This window comes from Streptococcus suis (assembly GCF_046032115.1).
Lineage (GTDB): Bacteria > Bacillota > Bacilli > Lactobacillales > Streptococcaceae > Streptococcus > Streptococcus suis_AJ.
Window position 1 is genome coordinate 1 of the sequence record NZ_JARQOZ010000039.1, and the last position, 17,939, is coordinate 17,939.

Annotated in this window: 16 protein-coding genes and 1 pseudogene; 15 read left to right on the top strand and 2 right to left on the bottom strand. The window is 42.3% G+C overall.

The window, feature by feature from the left end; genetic code table 11:
* Positions 1-134: 134 nt before the first annotated feature.
* Both P7J36_RS09940 and P7J36_RS09945 read right to left on the bottom strand, forming a co-directional pair.
* A pseudogene (locus tag P7J36_RS09940) lies at positions 135-651 on the bottom strand (NADPH-dependent FMN reductase); the annotation flags it as partial.
* Between the two features lie 68 nt (positions 652-719).
* Positions 720-1,163 carry a MarR family winged helix-turn-helix transcriptional regulator gene (locus tag P7J36_RS09945; RefSeq protein WP_408551999.1) on the bottom strand — a complete coding sequence of 148 codons (444 nt, stop codon included), beginning with the start codon at positions 1,161-1,163 and terminating at the stop codon, positions 720-722.
* Positions 1,164-1,378: 215 nt separating this feature from the next.
* On the opposite strand from P7J36_RS09945, the gene P7J36_RS09950 reads away from it, so the two are divergent.
* The 15 genes from P7J36_RS09950 to P7J36_RS10020 all read left to right on the top strand — a co-directional run bounded on the left by P7J36_RS09950 (position 1,379) and on the right by P7J36_RS10020 (position 17,747).
* Positions 1,379-1,876, top strand: a complete 498-nt coding sequence (locus P7J36_RS09950; protein ID WP_029171855.1) for a cell wall elongation regulator TseB-like domain-containing protein — start codon at positions 1,379-1,381, stop codon at positions 1,874-1,876.
* Positions 1,873-3,054 (top strand): pyridoxal phosphate-dependent aminotransferase, encoded by a 1,182-nt coding sequence (locus P7J36_RS09955; protein ID WP_408552000.1) that lies wholly within the window; start codon positions 1,873-1,875, stop codon positions 3,052-3,054. Before P7J36_RS09950 ends, P7J36_RS09955 begins: the two co-directional genes overlap by 4 nt.
* Before the next feature lie 14 nt (positions 3,055-3,068).
* Positions 3,069-4,415 (top strand): asparagine--tRNA ligase, encoded by a 1,347-nt coding sequence (asnS, locus tag P7J36_RS09960; protein ID WP_408552001.1) that lies wholly within the window; start codon positions 3,069-3,071, stop codon positions 4,413-4,415.
* Between the two features lie 103 nt (positions 4,416-4,518).
* Positions 4,519-5,838, top strand: coding sequence for an MATE family efflux transporter (locus P7J36_RS09965; RefSeq protein WP_408552002.1), 1,320 nt, complete (start codon positions 4,519-4,521; stop codon positions 5,836-5,838).
* A 183-nt stretch (positions 5,839-6,021) separates the two neighbouring features.
* Positions 6,022-6,399: a RidA family protein gene (locus P7J36_RS09970; protein WP_029171852.1), complete on the top strand. Its 378-nt coding sequence runs from the start codon at positions 6,022-6,024 to the stop codon at positions 6,397-6,399.
* Positions 6,400-6,420: 21 nt separating this feature from the next.
* Positions 6,421-7,308 carry an RNase adapter RapZ gene (gene rapZ / locus P7J36_RS09975; RefSeq protein ID WP_408552003.1) on the top strand — a complete coding sequence of 296 codons (888 nt, stop codon included), beginning with the start codon at positions 6,421-6,423 and terminating at the stop codon, positions 7,306-7,308.
* On the top strand, positions 7,305-8,279 hold the full coding sequence (locus P7J36_RS09980) for a YvcK family protein (protein WP_408552004.1): 975 nt from the start codon (positions 7,305-7,307) through the stop codon (positions 8,277-8,279). The genes rapZ and P7J36_RS09980 overlap by 4 nt, the downstream gene beginning before the upstream one ends.
* The gene (whiA, locus tag P7J36_RS09985; protein WP_408552005.1) at positions 8,276-9,187 is read left to right on the top strand and encodes a DNA-binding protein WhiA; all 912 of its coding nucleotides are present in this window, start codon (positions 8,276-8,278) and stop codon (positions 9,185-9,187) included. The genes P7J36_RS09980 and whiA overlap by 4 nt, the downstream gene beginning before the upstream one ends.
* Positions 9,188-9,316: 129 nt before the next feature.
* Complete coding sequence (locus tag P7J36_RS09990) at positions 9,317-10,012, top strand: Crp/Fnr family transcriptional regulator (protein ID WP_408552006.1); 696 nt, start codon at positions 9,317-9,319, stop codon at positions 10,010-10,012.
* 365 nt (positions 10,013-10,377) lie between these two features.
* Positions 10,378-11,607: an arginine deiminase gene (gene arcA, locus P7J36_RS09995; protein WP_029942554.1), complete on the top strand. Its 1,230-nt coding sequence runs from the start codon at positions 10,378-10,380 to the stop codon at positions 11,605-11,607.
* Positions 11,607-12,047 (top strand): GNAT family N-acetyltransferase, encoded by a 441-nt coding sequence (locus P7J36_RS10000; RefSeq protein WP_408552007.1) that lies wholly within the window; start codon positions 11,607-11,609, stop codon positions 12,045-12,047. The genes arcA and P7J36_RS10000 overlap by 1 nt, the downstream gene beginning before the upstream one ends.
* A gap of 17 nt (positions 12,048-12,064) precedes the next feature.
* The gene (argF, locus tag P7J36_RS10005) at positions 12,065-13,078 is read left to right on the top strand and encodes an ornithine carbamoyltransferase (protein ID WP_408552008.1); all 1,014 of its coding nucleotides are present in this window, start codon (positions 12,065-12,067) and stop codon (positions 13,076-13,078) included.
* A 313-nt stretch (positions 13,079-13,391) separates the two neighbouring features.
* Entirely contained in the window at positions 13,392-14,339 is a 948-nt protein-coding gene (gene arcC, locus P7J36_RS10010) for a carbamate kinase (protein WP_002941719.1), read from the top strand.
* 446 nt (positions 14,340-14,785) lie between these two features.
* Positions 14,786-16,288, top strand: a complete 1,503-nt coding sequence (locus tag P7J36_RS10015) for a YfcC family protein (RefSeq protein ID WP_408552009.1) — start codon at positions 14,786-14,788, stop codon at positions 16,286-16,288.
* Positions 16,289-16,406: 118 nt separating this feature from the next.
* Positions 16,407-17,747 carry a dipeptidase gene (locus tag P7J36_RS10020; protein WP_408552010.1) on the top strand — a complete coding sequence of 447 codons (1,341 nt, stop codon included), beginning with the start codon at positions 16,407-16,409 and terminating at the stop codon, positions 17,745-17,747.
* Positions 17,748-17,939 lie beyond the last annotated feature (192 nt).

Below are 17,939 nucleotides of genomic sequence, written 5' to 3' on the forward strand. Positions count from 1 at the left end.
CGGCGAGATAGGGGAATAGTCAATGGGACGATGGGGTGTGACATAATAAATCCTCCAGTTTTGTTTTTTATAACAGTATACAGGAGGAGGGAGTGATTAGATAGATACCTTGTTATTGGGCGGTTACGGTCAGCTGCTTGTTGCTCGAGTTTTGTTAGAGTTTCGTCAGATAACTCCAATACACCTGTTTCCCATGCTTCTGGATTGATGGTTGAACCTGTAAATTCACCAGCAATCTGAGTGCGGATAAATGGAAGAAGGTGTTGGAAGTCTTTGAATAGGTGGTCGTGACCACTGTTTGCGACGGCAGAGACAGTTGTGATTTTATCTTGTAGGATAGATGGTCCTTTTGGATTGGATAAATCGAGCGAACGACTGAGCCAATCGAGAGCATTTTTTACGATGCCTGGGATTGCATAGTTATATACTGGTGAGAAAATCCAGATAGCATCCGCAGCGTCTACTTGTGCACGTAGCTCTGCAATTTCAGGAAGAATAGGTGTCTCGATGTCTTGGTTGAATAGGGGAATTTTTGCAAGATCAATGTAAGATACTTGAGCCTTATCAGCTAAGAACGCTTCGGCTTTTTTGCATTTGATGGTTAAAAGAACCATTACGTAGTGAACCAACTAAAAATAATACATTTGCCATGATGGTCTCCTTTTCCTAAAAACATAAGTTTGGTATATCGTATTTGTTTTTCGTTGGCAATCCTAGTTTTATTGATTCTTGAATTTTTTAAGTATGTCGGATAGTTGAGCTTGTTCTTCTGAACTAAGGACAGAAAAAATCTTTCCAACGTGATCATAATGCTCTGGAAGAATTTTTTCAATGGTTTCGCGTCCAAGTGGAGTGAGAGCAATCAAGGAAGCACGACGGTCATTTGTATCTATAGTCTTGTAGATATAGCCATCTCGAATCATATTTTTAATAACGACAGTCATGTTGCCAGAAGTGCTTAATAATTTATCTATTAGGTCTTGAATCCGCAAATTTCCCTTGTTGTAGAGTGCCTCCATCACTCCAAACTGACAAACTGTCAGTCCGTATTTTTTTATTGTTTCTAATTCTAATTTTGCGATAGTATTAGCTGCTCGGCGAAAGACAACTAGACTGTGAAGAGCTTGCTCGTTTTCATTTAAAGATTGTTCAACAGTTTTCATGAGAATATTTTAGCAATAAATAGTTCGGTTATCAAGCAAAAAAAGTTAGATCCTATATATTTATAGGTAAAGTACCTTCTATAGCATGGAGGAGCTTAACTGTGGGTCCCAGTTCTTATATTCGTTCTCTGTCTGAAGGAGAATGAAAGTTTATTCACAATTCAATTACGGAAAAAATGGAAATATGCTTTAACTTGTAGTATAATAGGACTACTATGGAAAAAAAGATTTTTCAACTTTTGGAAGTATTGGCAACGAAGAAGGGACAGCTGATAGCTGGTTCCTTTATACTCCTAAGTGTCATGACTTTTTCGATATTCGTTATTTGGGACCTTGCAGCTAAGCCTTTTTCTGATGTACAGAATCACGCTATTTCTGTAGCTCGAGACTATGCGGATATAGAGGTTGTTGATGATGTCTCTATCTATAATGGGGCAGAAACATACTTTAGCGTGCAAGGAAAGACGAGTCAGGGGGAAATGATTGCAGTTATCATTCCTGAAGAGACAAATACTGTGTACGTTTATCCAATGGCGAATGGTATTTCTAAGGAAGAAGCGCAGGCAGTCGCTACAGAGAATGGTGCTGGAGAGATAGAAAAATCGGTTCTTGGCTATAGAGATGCGAAGCCGATTTGGGAAGTCAAATCAGGTACTGCCTACTATTTAGTTGAATTTGAAACAGGGAACTTTATCAAACGGGAGGGCTTATGAGTAAGTTATCAAGACGAGTCTTAGAAATGGAAGAAAGTGTCACCCTAGCAGCAGGTACGCGTGCAAAAGCCTTGAAGGCAGAAGGACGTGATATTTTAGAGCTGACCTTGGGTGAGCCAGACTTCGTCACACCGAAAAATATTCAAGAAGCTGCTATTAAGTCTATCGAAGATGGTAAGGCGAGTTTTTATACGGTAGCTTCAGGACTTCCAGAATTGAAGGACGCGGTCAATACCTACTTTGAGAACTTCTACGGTTACTCTATCGAACGCAATCAAGTCGTTCTTGCGACAGGTGCCAAGTTTGTTCTTTATGCCTTCTTTGCGGCTGTTATCAATCCTGGTGATGAAGTGATTATTCCAACGCCTTACTGGGTATCCTATGCCGACCAAATCAAGATGAACGAAGGTGTGCCTGTATTTGTCACTGCGACGGAAGAACACAATTTCAAGGTAACAGTTGACCAGCTGGAAGCGGCTCGGACAGACAAGACCAAGGTCCTCTTGCTCAATAGTCCTTCTAATCCGACGGGTATGATTTACAGTCGTGAGGAGCTGGAAGCTATTGGAACCTGGGCTGTAGAGCACGATATTCTCATCTTGGCAGACGATATTTACGGCCGTTTGGTCTATAATGGAAATAGCTTTACACCGATTTCAAGCATTTCAGAAAGCATTCGCCAGCAGACCATTGTTGTCAATGGGGTGGCTAAGGCCTATGCCATGACAGGTTGGCGGGTTGGCTTTGCGGTTGGGAATCCTGAAATCATTGCGGCTATGAGCAAGATTGTCGGACAGACAACTTCTAATCTGTCTACCGTTGCTCAGTATGCGGCTATTGAGGCCTTTACAGGTCCGCAAGATACGGTAGAAACCATGCGTCAGGCCTTTGAAGAACGGCTTAATACCATTTATCCATTGCTGGCAGAAGTGCCTGGTTTTGAAGTTATCAAGCCAGAAGGTGCCTTTTATCTCTTCCCAAATGTCAAAAAGGCTATGGAAATCAAGGGCTACACAGATGTGACTGAATTTACCACAGCCATTTTGGAAGAAGTGGGAGTTGCAATGGTGACAGGTGCTGGTTTTGGAGCTCCTGAAAATATCCGCCTCAGCTATGCGACAGATATGGACACGCTCAAAGAAGCAGTGGCTCGACTACACACATTTATGAAAAAATAAAAAGAGGAAAAATAATGTCTAGAAAATTGATTACCATCAACCAAGTAAAAGATTATGTCGGTCAAGAAGTGACCATTGGTGCCTGGGTTGCCAACAAGTCAGGCAAAGGCAAGTTAGCCTTCTTGCAATTGCGTGACGGAACAGCCTTCTTCCAAGCTGTTGCTTTCAAGCCAAACTTCATTGAAAAATTCGGCGAAGAAGCAGGTGCGGAGAAGTTCGATGTAGCAAAACGCCTCAGCCAAGAAACGTCTGTCTATGTGACAGGGATTGTCAAGGAAGACGAGCGTTCTAAATTTGGCTACGAGTTGGATGTAACAGACCTTGAAGTCATCGGTGAGTCGCAAGATTACCCAATCACACCCAAAGAACACGGCACGGACTTCCTCATGGACAACCGTCACCTCTGGTTGCGTTCGCGTAAGCAGGTCGCTATCCAGCAAATCCGTAACGCGATCATCTATGCGACTTATGAATTCTTTGAAAAGAATGGCTTTATCAAGTTTGATAGCCCAATCTTGTCAGGAAATGCGGCAGAAGATTCGACAGAATTGTTTGAAACAGACTACTTTGGTCAACCTGCTTATCTCAGTCAATCGGGTCAGCTTTACCTGGAAGCTGGTGCTATGGCCCTTGGTCGTGTTTTCGACTTCGGTCCTGTTTTCCGTGCGGAAAAATCAAAAACTCGCCGTCACTTGACGGAGTTCTGGATGATGGATGCCGAGTATTCCTTCCTCAGTCATGAAGAGTCACTTGACTTGCAAGAAGCTTATGTTAAAGCCTTGATTCAAGGTGTTATCGACCGTGCTCCACAAGCCTTGGAAACTCTTGAGCGTGATGTAGATGCTCTCAAACGCTACATTGCGGAACCATTTAAACGTGTGGCTTATGACGATGCAATTACCCTTCTGCAAGAACATGAAGCTGATGAAGATACAGACTACGAACACATCGAGCATGGGGATGACTTTGGCTCACCACATGAAACATGGATTTCAAACTACTTTGGTGTACCGACTTTCGTTGTCAACTATCCAGCAAGCTTCAAGGCCTTCTACATGAAACCAGTTCCTGGAAATCCAGAGCGTGTGCTCTGTGCGGACCTCTTGGCGCCAGAAGGCTACGGTGAAATCATCGGTGGTTCTATGCGTGAGGATAATTACGATGCCTTGGTAGCCAAGATGGACGAGCTTGGCATGGATAAGTCAGAATACGAATTTTACCTTGACCTTCGTAAATACGGCCCTGTGCCACATGGCGGCTTCGGTATCGGTATTGAACGTATGGTAACTTTCGTTGCAGGTACAAAACACATCCGTGAAGCCATTCCGTTCCCACGTATGTTGCATCGCTTGCATCCGTAAGCAAATCAATAGATATACAAACAGACTACAAACGTGGTCTGTTTTCTTGCTTTTTCACCTGTTTTTATTTATAATTATTCTAAATAAATTCATGGAGAGGAAAATGAAGCAAGAAAGTTTAGGAAAAGAGATTATTCGTTTGGCCTTGCCTGCGACGGTGGAAAATATCTTTCAGACCTTAGTTGGTTTTGTGGATACCCTCTTGATTGCACAGCTGGGGCTGGTAGCGGTGACGGCAGTTGGTCTTGCCAATACGATTTTGAATGTCTATTTGGCGGTCTATATGGCTTTGGGAGTTGGGGCAACAGCTTTGATTGCTCGGTCTATTGGCGCGGGAGATAGGGAATCTCTTACCTTTCATGTCCGTCAAGCCTTAGTGCTTTCAGTAGGTGTAGGTCTGCTATTGGGTTTCCTATCCCTTATTTTTGGGCGGCAGATGCTGGTCTTGATGGGAGCAGATGCGGAGAGTTTGGCTGGCGCCCAGGCATTTTTTTACTGGGTTGGTGGCTTGACGATTTTCCAAGCTCTGATGACCATTTTGGGAACAATCCTGCGGGCATCTGGCGACACAGTTTCCCCTATGAAAATGAGCTTACTGACCAATGGTTTTAATGTGGTCTTGGACTATTTCTTGATTTTTGGTATTTGCTCTTGGTCAGGTTTTGGTATTGTAGGGACGGCCTTGGGAACCGTCTTAGCTCGCTTGCTTGGTACTGTCTTGCTTTACCGAAAGGTGCAACAGACTGACTTGGCAGTTGATTTCAAACAATTGTTCCATTTCGGAAGTCCTAAGGAAATGGTGGATTTGACCCTACCTGCAGCGGCCGAACGCTTGGTTATGCGGTTGGGACAGGTGGTCTATTTCAGTTTGATTGTTGGGCTGGGGATGACTGTCTATGCTTCTCACATGATTGCAGGCAATATCGAGAGTTTTACCTATATGCCAGCCTATAGTCTTGCGACAGCGGCAGCGGTTTTGATTGGTCAAGCCTTGGGAAAGGGGGACATCCTCACAGTTAGACGAGTCGCATTTCTCAGCTCTGCCTATGGAGTAGCCATCATGTCCCTGCTCGGTACCATCTTATTTTTCGGAGCTCCAAGTTTTGCTCTGCTATTTACCAAAGACCTAGAAGCCATCAAACAAGTCGTCACAGCTTTACGGATCGATGCTTTCAACCAGCCAGGCCTTGCGGTTTCCTTGATCATGGCTGGCGCTCTGCAGGGCTTGGGGGATACCAAGTCGCCACTCTACTCCACAATGATAGGAATGTGGGGGCTGCGCGTCGTAGGTGTTATCGTCTTAGGTCAGATGTTCGATTTAGGAATTGCCGGCGTCTGGCTGTCGATTTTGATTGACCTGCTACTGCGAGCGATTTTTCTGACTTGGAGATTTCATGTAAAAATACGAAAACTGGCTGAGTAGGCTAGTTTTTTGGTATAAGCAGGTAGTTTTAGAAGTAGATTATGGATTGCCTTATTTCATGTTGGTGATACTATCTCAATTCCTTTTTTATAAAAGAAAATAGGTGTAGGATAGTAGTAGGTGAGCTGTTTTATACAGAACTTGTGCTATAATAGATATAAAAAATTAAAAGGAGATAGAGATATGAAAACCATTCACACAGATAAGGCACCTGCAGCAATTGGCCCATACGTTCAAGGGAAGGTTGTTGGAAATTTCCTCTTTGCCTCTGGTCAAGTTCCTTTGTCACCTGAAACTGGTGAAGTGGTTGGTGAAACCATTCAGGAGCAGACTGAGCAAGTCTTGAAAAATATCGCAGCAATTTTAACAGAAGCAGGAACAGACTTTGACCATGTGGTGAAGACGACTTGTTTCCTAAAAGATATGAATGATTTTGTAGCCTTTAATGAAGTTTATAAAACAGCTTTCTCAGCAGATTTTCCAGCTCGTTCAGCGGTGGAAGTTGCTCGCTTGCCACGTGATGTTAAGGTTGAGATTGAAGTTATTGCAGTTATTGATTAGAAGAGAAAAGGAGGGAATGTCATGTCGGACAAACTCCATTTAGTGATTGTGACAGGGATGTCTGGAGCTGGTAAGACGGTAGCCATTCAGTCTTTTGAAGACTTGGGTTATTTTACCATTGATAATATGCCACCGACTCTCTTGCCAAAGTTTTTAGAGTTGATTCGCCATAGCCAGGATAACAATAAGATTGCTCTTGTTGTAGATATGCGGAGTCGCTCCTTCTTCTCGGAGATTCGAGAGGTGTTGGATGAGATTGAGGGAGCAGAGGATTTAGATTTTAAAGTCCTATTCTTGGATGCGACGGATAGTGAATTGGTTGCTCGCTATAAAGAAACTCGTCGTTCCCACCCTTTGGCGGCTGATGGTCGTGTTTTGGACGGGATTCAGCTAGAGCGTGAACTTTTGGCTCCCTTGAAAAATATGAGTCAAAATGTTATTGATACGACAGAGCTGACTCCTCGTAATCTGCGTAAGGAAATCTCGGAGCAGTTTGCTAGTCAAGATAATCAACCGTCGTTTCGCATAGAAGTGATGTCCTTTGGTTTCAAGTATGGTCTTCCCTTGGATGCGGACTTGGTTTTTGATGTTCGTTTCTTGCCTAACCCATATTACCAGAAGGAATTACGAAATCTGACCGGTTTGGATGCTCCTGTCTTTGACTATGTCATGGACCATCAGGAATCAGAAGAATTTTACAGTCATCTTCTCGGTTTGATTGAGCCAATTCTGCCTGGTTACCAGAAGGAAGGAAAATCTGTCCTGACTATAGCTGTTGGTTGTACGGGTGGTCAGCATAGAAGCGTAGCTTTTGCCAAACGCTTGGCAGATGATTTGGAGAAAAACTGGATTGTCAACCGTAGCCATCGTGATAAGGACAGACGGAAGGAAACGGTTAACCGCTCATGAGAAAACCTAAAATTACTGTGATTGGTGGCGGAACGGGAATTCCAGTCATTTTGAAGAGTTTACGGGACAAGGATGTCGATATTACAGCCATCGTGACGGTGGCAGATGATGGCGGATCCTCTGGTGAGATTCGTCAGGCCTTGCAGGTTACACCTCCGGGGGATTTGCGGAACGTTCTTTTGGCCATGTCGGACATGCCAAAGTTGTATGAACAGATTTTCCAGTACCGTTTTGCGGACTCGGATGGTCCGCTGGCTGGGCATCCTCTGGGCAATCTCATCATCGCTGGGATTTCAGAGATGCAGGGTTCAACCTATAATGCTATGCGACTCTTGACCCGCTTTTTCCATACCACGGGTCGGATTTATCCTTCTAGTGAACAGGCCCTGACCCTTCATGCGGTCTTTACAGATGGGACAAAGGTTTCTGGTGAGAGTAAGATCGCCAAGCACAAGGGTATGATTGGCCATGTTTATGTGACAAATACCTATAATGATGATGAGCCTAAGGCCAGTCGTCAGGTGGTTGAGGCCATTATGGAGAGCGATATGGTTGTCTTGGGACCGGGTTCTCTGTTCACCTCTATCTTACCCAATCTCATGATTTCAGACATCGGCAAGGCATTGAAAGAAACCAAGGCAGAAGTGACCTATGTCTGCAATATCATGACCCAGCGTGGTGAGACGGAGTTCTTCACGGATGCTGACCACGTGACCGTATTGAATGGTCATTTGGGCGAAAAGTTTATCGATACGGTTTTGGTTAATAGTGAACCTGTTCCACAGGATTACATGAATACCCACAAGTTTGATGAATACTTGGTACAGGTAAAACACGATTTTGCAGGTTTGCAAAAACAAGCTAATCGTGTGATTTCTTCGAATTTTCTTCGTTTGGAAAATGGCGGAGCTTTTCATGATGGTGATTTGGTGGTAGAAGAGTTGCTCAAGATCTTGCAGGTGCGGTCATGAGTTTTACCATAAAAGTCAAAGAAGAACTCTTGATCCAGTCCAGTCAAAATAAGAGTGAGCTGGCAGCCATTATCAAACTGTCTGGCAGTCTGGGACTGGCTTCAACAGGCTTGACCCTGTCTATCTCGACTGAGAATGCCAAAATTGCCAGACATATCTACGAATTGCTGCTGCATTTCTACCAAGTAAAAGCTGAAATTCGTCACCACCAAAAGCCCAATCTCAAGAAGAATCGTGTCTATGCGGTTGTCATTGAAGATGGAGTTAATGACATCTTACATGATTTGCATCTGGCAGATAGTTTTTTTGGACTGGAAACTGGCATTTCGCCTCTTGTCCTTGAAAATGATTCATGGAGTCAAGCCTATCTTCGTGGAGCATTTTTAGCGGCAGGCTCTGTTAAAGATCCTGAAAAAGGAAAATACCAGCTTGAAATAGCTTCTGTCTATAGTGACCATGCCAATGACCTGGCCAATCTGATGCAGAAATTTCTTTTGGATGCCAAAGTCATTGAGCGAAGTAAGGGAACCATTACCTATCTGCAACGTGCAGAGGACATTATGGATTTTCTTTTGGTGATTGGAGCAGAAGAGGCCAAGACAGAATTTGAAGATATCAAGCTCTTGCGTGAGGCTCGAAATGATCTAAATCGAGCTACCAATGCGGAAGCTGCTAATATTGCAAAGACGGTCAATGCTAGTATGAAAACAATTAATAATATTATCAAAATTATGGATACTATCGGTCTAGATCAGTTGTCAGGTGACTTGCAGGAGATTGCCCAGTTGCGAATTCAGCATCCAGACTATTCCATTCAGCAATTGGCGGATAGTCTAACGGTACCGATTACTAAAAGTGGTGTCAACCATCGTTTGCGGAAAATCAATAAGATTGCGGATGAATTATAATACTTAGAACCAGTTCCTTGTGGGCTGGTTTTTTAGATTATTATAGGAAATTACGGAATATTATTAGAATTATATCTTAATATATGTTAGAATGTGTAGAGAAATACTTTGATTAGAATGGAGAGAGTGATGATTACGAACGAACAATACAACTTTCTTCGAAACCATCCTGCGTTTGAAAACTTCTCAAGGGAAAGTTTCGATCAATTAGCTAAGCATATTCGTTTTCGAAAGATTCCAAAGGGTCAAATCTTTTTTTACGCAGAGGATCCTAGAGATTATCTATTTGTATTGTATAAGGGCTATGCTCGGATTGAGCAATATGATGAGACGGATAGTTTTACGTATTTGGACTATATTCGGCAGGGTGGTGCCTTTCCATTTGGAGATATGTTTCAGGACAAACCTTATCATTATACTGCCATTGCCATAACGGACCTAGAGTATTTTATTGTGCCGATGGTCTTGTTTGAAACCTTGTCGAAGATAAATCCTAGTCAAATGGTCTATATCTGTCAAAAATTATCCAAAGTGCTTCGTTTTCAAGAGTTGCGCTTGCGAAATGCGATGCGTTCTAAGGCATCAGATCGAGTCGTTCAAGCCCTGGCTCTTCTTTATTGGGATATGTGCCAGCGCGATCAGTTTGTTACCTTACCGTTTGAAATTCATATTCAGGAGATTTCGCGTTTAGCAGCTACGACACGGGAAACGGTTAGCCATGTTTTGAAGCAACTGAAACAGGATGGTAAAATTGCTTATAGCCATAAACAGTTAACTTATTTAGATATTGATTATTTCTTAGAAAATTTGTCAGAAACTCACTGAAGTTTCTGTTTTTTTATAAAAAAATAAAAATTCACATAATGATATAATAGAAAGAATTATGCAGAATATAGGTGACACAATCGATAATTATTTATAAACAAAGTCAATAATGTGAAGAATTTCTCAAAATAAATGTGAGCGTTTTCAAGTTTTTGATTTTGTTCTCTGTTACACTATGGTTGTAAAGGAAATGAGAGTGGGGGAAGCGTACGGTCCACTATCATTTCCAATCAAGTAATACTCAATGAAAATCAAAATCAGACTAGGCGACGAAGATGAAGATAGAACTGAAGTTCATCAAATCGAGGCAACAACGTATGAGTTTGATTTTCGAAGAGTATAAAAAAATATTAGGAGGACAGATCATGTCAAACCATCCAATTCATGTTTTTTCAGAAATTGGTAAGCTGAAAAAAGTAATGTTACACAGACCAGGTAAGGAAATTGAAAACCTCATGCCTGACTACCTAGAACGCCTACTCTTCGATGATATTCCATTCTTGGAAGATGCTCAAAAAGAACACGATGCATTCGCACAAGCATTACGAGATGAAGGAGTCGAAGTTCTCTACCTTGAACAATTGGCTGCTGAATCCTTAGTAACACCTGAAATTCGTGAGCAATTTATTGATGAATACCTAGAAGAAGCAAATATTCGTGGTCGTGCTACTAAGAAAGCCATCCGCAAACTGTTGCTAGCTATTGAAGACAACAAAGAGTTGGTAGAGAAAACGATGGCGGGTGTTCAGAAAGCTGAGTTACCGGAAGTCCCTGCTGAAGAAAAAGGTTTGACAGATCTGGTCGAATCATCCTACCCATTTGCAATTGACCCAATGCCAAACCTTTACTTCACACGGGATCCATTTGCTACGATTGGTAATGCTGTTTCTCTTAACCACATGTATTCAGAAACACGGAACCGTGAAACCTTGTATGGTAAATATATCTTCACTCATCACCCAGAATATGGTGGAAAAGTTCCATTGGTTTACAATCGTGAAGAAACTACTCGTATCGAGGGTGGGGACGAATTGGTTCTTTCAAAAGATGTTTTGGCAGTAGGTATTTCACAACGTACCGATGCTGCATCAATTGAAAAACTATTGGTAAATATCTTTGAACAGCATGTTGGTTTCAAGAAAGTATTGGCATTCGAATTTGCTAACAACCGTAAATTCATGCATTTGGATACGGTATTTACCATGGTTGACTATGATAAGTTTACTATCCACCCAGAAATTGAAGGTGACCTTCGTGTCTTCTCTGTAACCTATGAAAACGATACGCTTCATATTGAAGAAGAACATGGTGACTTGGCAGAACTTTTGGCTGCGAACCTTGGTCTTGAAAAAGTAGAATTGATCCGTTGTGGTGGCGGTGATATGGTTGCTGCTGGTCGTGAGCAATGGAATGATGGTTCAAATACATTGACCATTGCACCAGGTGTGGTAGTTGTTTACAAACGCAATACGATTACCAATGCAATCCTCGAGTCCAAAGGGCTTCGTTTGATTAAGATTGGCGGAAGCGAATTGGTTCGCGGTCGTGGTGGACCTCGTTGTATGTCAATGCCGTTTGAACGGGAAGACATCTAATGCCAAGTATAGAACGAACAACAATCGGTTCGGAAGAATGGCAACGCGCAGCCTCTATCTATGTCCGCTATAAGGTATTTGTTCTTGAGCGTGGCATTGCAAAGGAAGATGAATTTGACCAGAATGATACTGAAGGAAGAGTTTACGCCAATCTATTTATTGGTGAGGAGCCTGTTTCAACGGGACGTTTTCTTTTTGTCAGTCCTGGTCAAGCTCGTCTAACCCGAATAGCCACTCTACCGAATTTTCGTGGAAAAGGCTATGGAAAAATGATTATCAGCTCTTTGGAAGCTTATGCACGTGAAGCAGGCTTTCATCAGTTGGATATACATTCGGAGTTAACTGCAAAGACTTTTTATGAGTCAGTTGGCTACCAAGCAACTTCTGAAGTTTATCAAGAAGATGGAGAATGGTGCCAGACATTGACAAAATTTATTTAAACATTAGGAGAAAAACAATGACAAACATTTTTAAGGGAAGACATTTCCTTGCAGAGAAAGATTTCACACGCGCAGAACTGGAATGGTTGATTGATTTCTCAGCTCATTTGAAAGATTTGAAAAAACGCAATATTCCACACCGTTATTTGGAAGGTAAAAATATTGCCCTCTTGTTTGAAAAAACATCAACACGTACCCGTGCTGCCTTCACAGTAGCATCTATTGACCTTGGTGCCCATCCAGAATATCTTGGTGCAAATGACATCCAACTTGGTAAGAAAGAATCTACAGAAGATACTGCTAAAGTTTTGGGACGTATGTTCGACGGTATTGAATTCCGTGGTTTTAGCCAAAAGATGGTGGAAGAATTGGCAGAATTCTCTGGTGTGCCAGTATGGAATGGGTTGACAGATGCATGGCACCCAACTCAAATGTTGGCGGACTACTTGACTGTTAAAGAAAACTTTGGCAAGTTGGAAGGCTTGACTCTGGTTTACTGTGGTGATGGCCGTAACAACGTTGCCAACTCTCTATTGGTGACAGGTGCTATCCTTGGTGTCAATGTCCATATCTTCTCTCCAAAAGAACTCTTCCCAGAAGAAGAAGTAGTTGCCTTGGCTGAAGGTTTTGCGAAAGAAAGTGGAGCACGTGTTCTCATTACTGACAATGCTGATGAAGCAGTCAAAGGTGCGGATGTCCTTTATACAGACGTTTGGGTATCAATGGGTGAAGAAGATAAATTTGCTGAACGCGTTGCCCTCTTGAAACCATACCAAGTGAATATGGAATTGGTGAAAAAAGCAGAAAATGAAAATCTCATCTTCTTGCACTGCTTGCCTGCCTTCCATGATACAAACACTGTTTATGGTAAAGATGTCGCTGAAAAATTCGGTGTAGAAGAAATGGAAGTAACAGACGAAGTATTCCGTAGCAAGTATGCTCGTCACTTCGACCAAGCTGAAAACCGTATGCACACTATTAAAGCAGTGATGGCGGCTACTTTAGGGGATCCATTTGTTCCACATGTGTAATACTCTTCGAAAATCAAACTCATACGTTGTTGACTCGATTTGATGACTGAAAAGCTCCAGTGGAGTTTTTCAGCCTGTTCCATTGAAGTATGAAAGGAACGGAGTTCTATCTTCATATGTGAAGCGAACTTCGCTCGCTCTATTTCCAACCTCCAAAGGTTCCCCGAACCTTTGAAGCAAGTCTGATTTTGATTTTCATTGAGTATATTCTCTAGTCATCGCAACCTCCGGGGGCTGGCACCCAGCCCCCTTATTTTGAGGATGGATGTGTAAGCGGTTACTATTTCGCGAAAGTGAGGAAAAAGCAAGAGATATGGCAAATCGTAAAATTGTAGTAGCCTTGGGTGGCAATGCCATTTTATCGTCCGACCCATCGGCTAAAGCACAAAAAGAGGCCTTGGTACAAACAGCCAAGCACCTTGTAAAATTGATAAAAAATGGGGATGACCTTATTATCACGCATGGTAATGGTCCTCAGGTTGGAAACTTACTTCTTCAGAACCTTGCTGCTGATTCGGAAAAGAACCCAGCTTTTCCACTAGACAGTTTGGTAGCCATGACAGAAGGTTCGATTGGTTTCTGGTTGCAAAATGCCTTGGAAAATGAATTGCTCAAGGAAGGCATTGAAAAAGATGTAGCATCTGTTGTGACCCAGGTTATCGTGGATAAGAATGATCCCGCCTTCGAAAATTTGACCAAGCCGATTGGACCATTCTATACAGAAGAAGAAGCGAAAGCAGAAGCAGAAAAGACTGGTGCAACCTTCAAAGAAGATGCCGGTCGTGGCTGGCGCAAAGTCGTTGCTTCGCCAAAACCTGTAGGAATCAAAGAAATTGGTACCATTCGTACCCTTCTCAATGCAGGTGAGGTAGTCGTAGCTGCTGGTGGTGGAGGTATTCCAGTTGTCCAAGAAGCAGACGGTACTCTTACCGGTGTGGAAGCAGTTATCGATAAGGACTTTGCTTCCCAATGTTTGGCAGAATTGGTTGATGCAGACTTGTTTATCGTCTTGACAGGTGTAGACTATGTCTTTGTTAACTACAACAAACCAGACCAAGAAAAATTAGAAACAGTTACCGTAGCTGAATTGGAAGAATATATCAAACAAAATCAATTCGCACCAGGTTCCATGCTACCGAAAGTTGAAGCAGCTATTGCTTTTGTAAACAATAAGCCGCAATCAAAAGCAGTCATTACCTCATTAGAAAACTTAGGCGCTTTGATTGAATCCGATAGTGGCACTATCATTGTCAAAGGCTAAGTAGCTGTATGTATCGTTGAGGCTTCTATTTATTGATGCACTCTGCATGCAAATATAGTTTTTAAACTAGACGGGTTATTTATTGATGGAGTTAGGGGAGTGGAAGTGTTGATAGTCCTACAAGGGTTCCCTTTAATCGAAACATGAAGGTCTGGGCTTCTAAGCTCCCTCCCCTCTCATCCATTTCCTATCAAGTATCTATCTATAAGCAATGATTTCAGATATAGTCTTTTAGTTTACTTTTAGTACTAGGCAACGAGCTGCAGGCATAACTAGAGTTAGGCAAGGCGAGTTAACGAAGTAATAAAAGAAAAACTAAATGACGATAATAGACTGAAGGAGATAGACATCTCTTGAAGATAGGTGGATATTTGATACGGTTATTACGGATACAATTTCCCTTAAATAGGGGATAAACTTTTAAAATATTATAGGAGGTTTTTGCGATGAGCGAAAAAGTGAAAAAAGGCTTTAAATTGCCTTCGTCTTATACAATATTGATGCTCATTATTGCCTTTATGGCAGTGATGACATGGATTATTCCAGCTGGTCAGTATCAGGTTGATGAAGCCGGACGTTTGGTGGCTGGTACCTATGAGAAGGTTGCTCAAAATCCACAAGGGATTTACGATGTTTTTATGGCTCCAGTTCGTGCCATGCTTGGTCACGGTGCAACTGAAGCAGCGATTAACGTAGCATTCTTCATTATCATGGTTGGTGCCTTTCTTGGTGTAGTTAACGAAACAGGTGCACTTGATGTAGGGATTGCTTCTATTGTAAAACGCTTCAAAGGTCGTGAAAAAATGTTGATTTACATTCTCATGCCTTTGTTTGCCTTGGGTGGCTCAACCTATGGTATGGGTGAAGAAACAATGGCTTTCTTCCCGCTCCTTGTTCCTGTTATGATGGCGGTTGGTTTTGACAGTATTACTGGTGTAGCCATCATCTTGCTAGGTTCTCAAATCGGCTGTTTGGCTTCTACTGTAAACCCATTTGCAACGGTTGTAGCCTCTGACGCAGCAGGTGTAAGTGTTGCGGATGGTATGATTTGGCGCTTGGTCTTCTTCGTTGTCATTCTTGCGATGGGAATTGCCTTTGTAGCCAACTATGCTGAGAAAGTGAAAAACGATCCGACTAAGTCCCTGGTTTACAAACAGCGTGAAGCAGATATGCAACACTTTAATGTCGCAGCAACTCAAGAAGTGAATGCAGAATTATCACCAGCTCAAAAACGTGTTCTCTGGGTATTTGTATTAACATTTGTTCTCATGATTTGTAGCTTTATTCCATGGGAAGATTTGGGTGTGACTATCTTTACACAATTTAATGATTGGTTGATTGGTCTTCCATTCATCGGTCAAGTGATTGGTTCTTCAACAGCTGCTCTTGGTACTTGGTACTTCCCAGAAGGAGCAATGCTCTTTGGTATCGCAGGGATTGTAGTTGGTTTAGTTTATGGTATGAGTGAAGAACGTTTGGTAAAATCCTTCATGTTCGGTGCGGCTGATATTTTCAGCGTAGCTTTGATTTGTGCTATCGCGCGTGGTATTCAAGTCATCATGAACGATGGTATGATTACTGCCACTATTCTCCACATGGGCGAAGAAGGATTGCAAGGTTTGTCTTCACAAGTATTCATCATTTTGACCTATCTCTTCTACCTACCAATGTCCTTCTTGATTCCATCTTCATCAGGTCTTGCAGGGGCTTCTATGGGTATCATGGCACCTCTTGGTGAGTTTGTAAATGTACCAGCGAGCTTGGTTATCACAGCTTTCCAAGCTGCATCAGGTCTCTTGAACTTGGTAGCTCCAACATCAGGTATTGTAATGGGAGCCTTGGCACTTGGTCGTGTTGAAATTGGTACTTGGTATAAATTTGTAGGTAAGTTAATCGTAGGCATCATGATTGCCTCCATAGCTATTTTGGTCATTGCGACATTCTTCTAATCGAAAATCTGGGTCAGATTCTATCTTTGAAGCAGATGAAATCTGGCTCAGTTTTTCCTTTTATGATAGAATAGTGCTAGAAAATATATCATATCTTATTATGTTGAAAGGGGACACAATGAGAACAAGTTTTATTCAAGCACAGCATCAAGAGGCTTGTGTAGAGGCGATTAAGGAACTGGTAGCTTTTCCGTCTGTCCTGCATGAAGGTCAAAACCAAACGCCATTTGGCCAAGCGATTCAGGATGTTCTGGAGCACACGTTGGCTTTGACGGAAAAAATGGGTTTTAAAACTTATTTAGACCCTGCTGGCTATTATGGCTATGCTGAAATTGGGCAAGGCGAGGAATTATTAGCAATCCTTTGCCACTTAGATGTGGTACCTGCTGGTGATCTTAGTCAATGGCAGACGCCGCCTTTTGAGGCAGTTGTAAAGGACGGTTTCCTGATTGGTCGAGGTGTTCAAGATGATAAGGGACCGTCTATGGCAGCTCTCTTTGCTGTTAAGGCTTTAATGGATGCAGGTGTTTCCTTTACCAAACGCATTCGCTTTATTTTTGGAACAGATGAAGAGACCTTATGGCGGTGTATGAACCGCTACAATCAGTTGGAAGAAGTGGCAACTATGGGCTTTGCACCAGATTCTTCCTTCCCTTTGACTTATGCTGAAAAAGGATTGCTACAGGCCAAATTGCATGGTCCAGGGCACCCTTGTCTGAGTATCGAAGCGGGAGCTGCCTATAACGTAGTACCTGCCAAGGCAAGCTATTCTGGTCATTTATTAGCGGGAGTTATTGCGGAATTAGATCAATTAGGCTTTGATTATGAAACCAAAGATGATCAAGTAACGGTTCTTGGTATTTCGCGGCACGCCAAGGATGCTGCCGAGGGGGTCAATGCCATCGTTCGTTTGGCAAAGGCCTTGGAACATTTCGAAAGCCATCCAGCCTTGGACTTTATCGTCAATGCAGTTGGTGAAGATGCCACAGGATTTAAGCTTTTTGGTGATGTGACTGATGAACCATCAGGGACACTCAGTTTCAATATTGCAGGTCTAACCATTAGCGCAAAAAAATCAGAAATTCGCTTGGACATTCGTATTCCTGTCACTGCGGATAAAGAAGCCCTAGTTTCTACTTTACAAGCCAAAGCGCAATCATGTGGCTTGACCTATGAAGAGTACGACTACCTTGCTTCCTTGTATGTGCCATTAGACAGTCAGCTGGTATCTACGCTCATGTCTGTTTATCAAGATAAGACAGGAGATTTGACAAGCGAGCCAATCTCGTCAGGTGGGGCTACCTTTGCTCGTACTATGCCAAACTGTGTGGCCTTTGGTGCATGTTTCCCAGATACAGAACAAACAGAGCATCAGGAAAATGAACGCATGCCATTAGAAGACTTATATAAAACAATGGATATTTATGCTGAGGCAGTCTATCGCCTAGCTGCGGAATAGCCATTATCAGTATTGAATAGTAAATTACAGTTTAAAAGTTCTTAGTGAAATATCGAGCCCACTGAAAAAGTCTCCAGTTACTCCGACCCTTATAAAAAAAATAGGAATTCTCCTGAATGATTGGGAGAATTCCTATTTTTCTACTCTTCCTTTTGGTCTATTAAGGTCATAATTCGCTTCATATTGACTACA

What these genes read in the sequence shown, in the direction of transcription:
- P7J36_RS10015 (WP_408552009.1), top strand. Translation starts at nt 14,786, where the DNA reads ATGAGCGAAAAAGTGAAAAAAGGCTTTAAATTGCCTTCGTCTTATACA.
- argF (WP_408552008.1), top strand. Translation starts at nt 12,065, where the DNA reads ATGACAAACATTTTTAAGGGAAGACATTTCCTTGCAGAGAAAGATTTC.
- asnS (WP_408552001.1), top strand. Translation starts at nt 3,069, where the DNA reads ATGTCTAGAAAATTGATTACCATCAACCAAGTAAAAGATTATGTCGGT.
- P7J36_RS09950 (WP_029171855.1), top strand. Translation starts at nt 1,379, where the DNA reads ATGGAAAAAAAGATTTTTCAACTTTTGGAAGTATTGGCAACGAAGAAG.
- P7J36_RS09945 (WP_408551999.1), bottom strand. Translation starts at nt 1,163, where the DNA reads ATGAAAACTGTTGAACAATCTTTAAATGAAAACGAGCAAGCTCTTCAC.
- P7J36_RS10000 (WP_408552007.1), top strand. Translation starts at nt 11,607, where the DNA reads ATGCCAAGTATAGAACGAACAACAATCGGTTCGGAAGAATGGCAACGC.
- whiA (WP_408552005.1), top strand. Translation starts at nt 8,276, where the DNA reads ATGAGTTTTACCATAAAAGTCAAAGAAGAACTCTTGATCCAGTCCAGT.
- P7J36_RS10020 (WP_408552010.1), top strand. Translation starts at nt 16,407, where the DNA reads ATGAGAACAAGTTTTATTCAAGCACAGCATCAAGAGGCTTGTGTAGAG.
- P7J36_RS09970 (WP_029171852.1), top strand. Translation starts at nt 6,022, where the DNA reads ATGAAAACCATTCACACAGATAAGGCACCTGCAGCAATTGGCCCATAC.
- P7J36_RS09955 (WP_408552000.1), top strand. Translation starts at nt 1,873, where the DNA reads ATGAGTAAGTTATCAAGACGAGTCTTAGAAATGGAAGAAAGTGTCACC.
- arcC (WP_002941719.1), top strand. Translation starts at nt 13,392, where the DNA reads ATGGCAAATCGTAAAATTGTAGTAGCCTTGGGTGGCAATGCCATTTTA.
- arcA (WP_029942554.1), top strand. Translation starts at nt 10,378, where the DNA reads ATGTCAAACCATCCAATTCATGTTTTTTCAGAAATTGGTAAGCTGAAA.
- P7J36_RS09965 (WP_408552002.1), top strand. Translation starts at nt 4,519, where the DNA reads ATGAAGCAAGAAAGTTTAGGAAAAGAGATTATTCGTTTGGCCTTGCCT.
- P7J36_RS09980 (WP_408552004.1), top strand. Translation starts at nt 7,305, where the DNA reads ATGAGAAAACCTAAAATTACTGTGATTGGTGGCGGAACGGGAATTCCA.
- rapZ (WP_408552003.1), top strand. Translation starts at nt 6,421, where the DNA reads ATGTCGGACAAACTCCATTTAGTGATTGTGACAGGGATGTCTGGAGCT.
- P7J36_RS09990 (WP_408552006.1), top strand. Translation starts at nt 9,317, where the DNA reads ATGATTACGAACGAACAATACAACTTTCTTCGAAACCATCCTGCGTTT.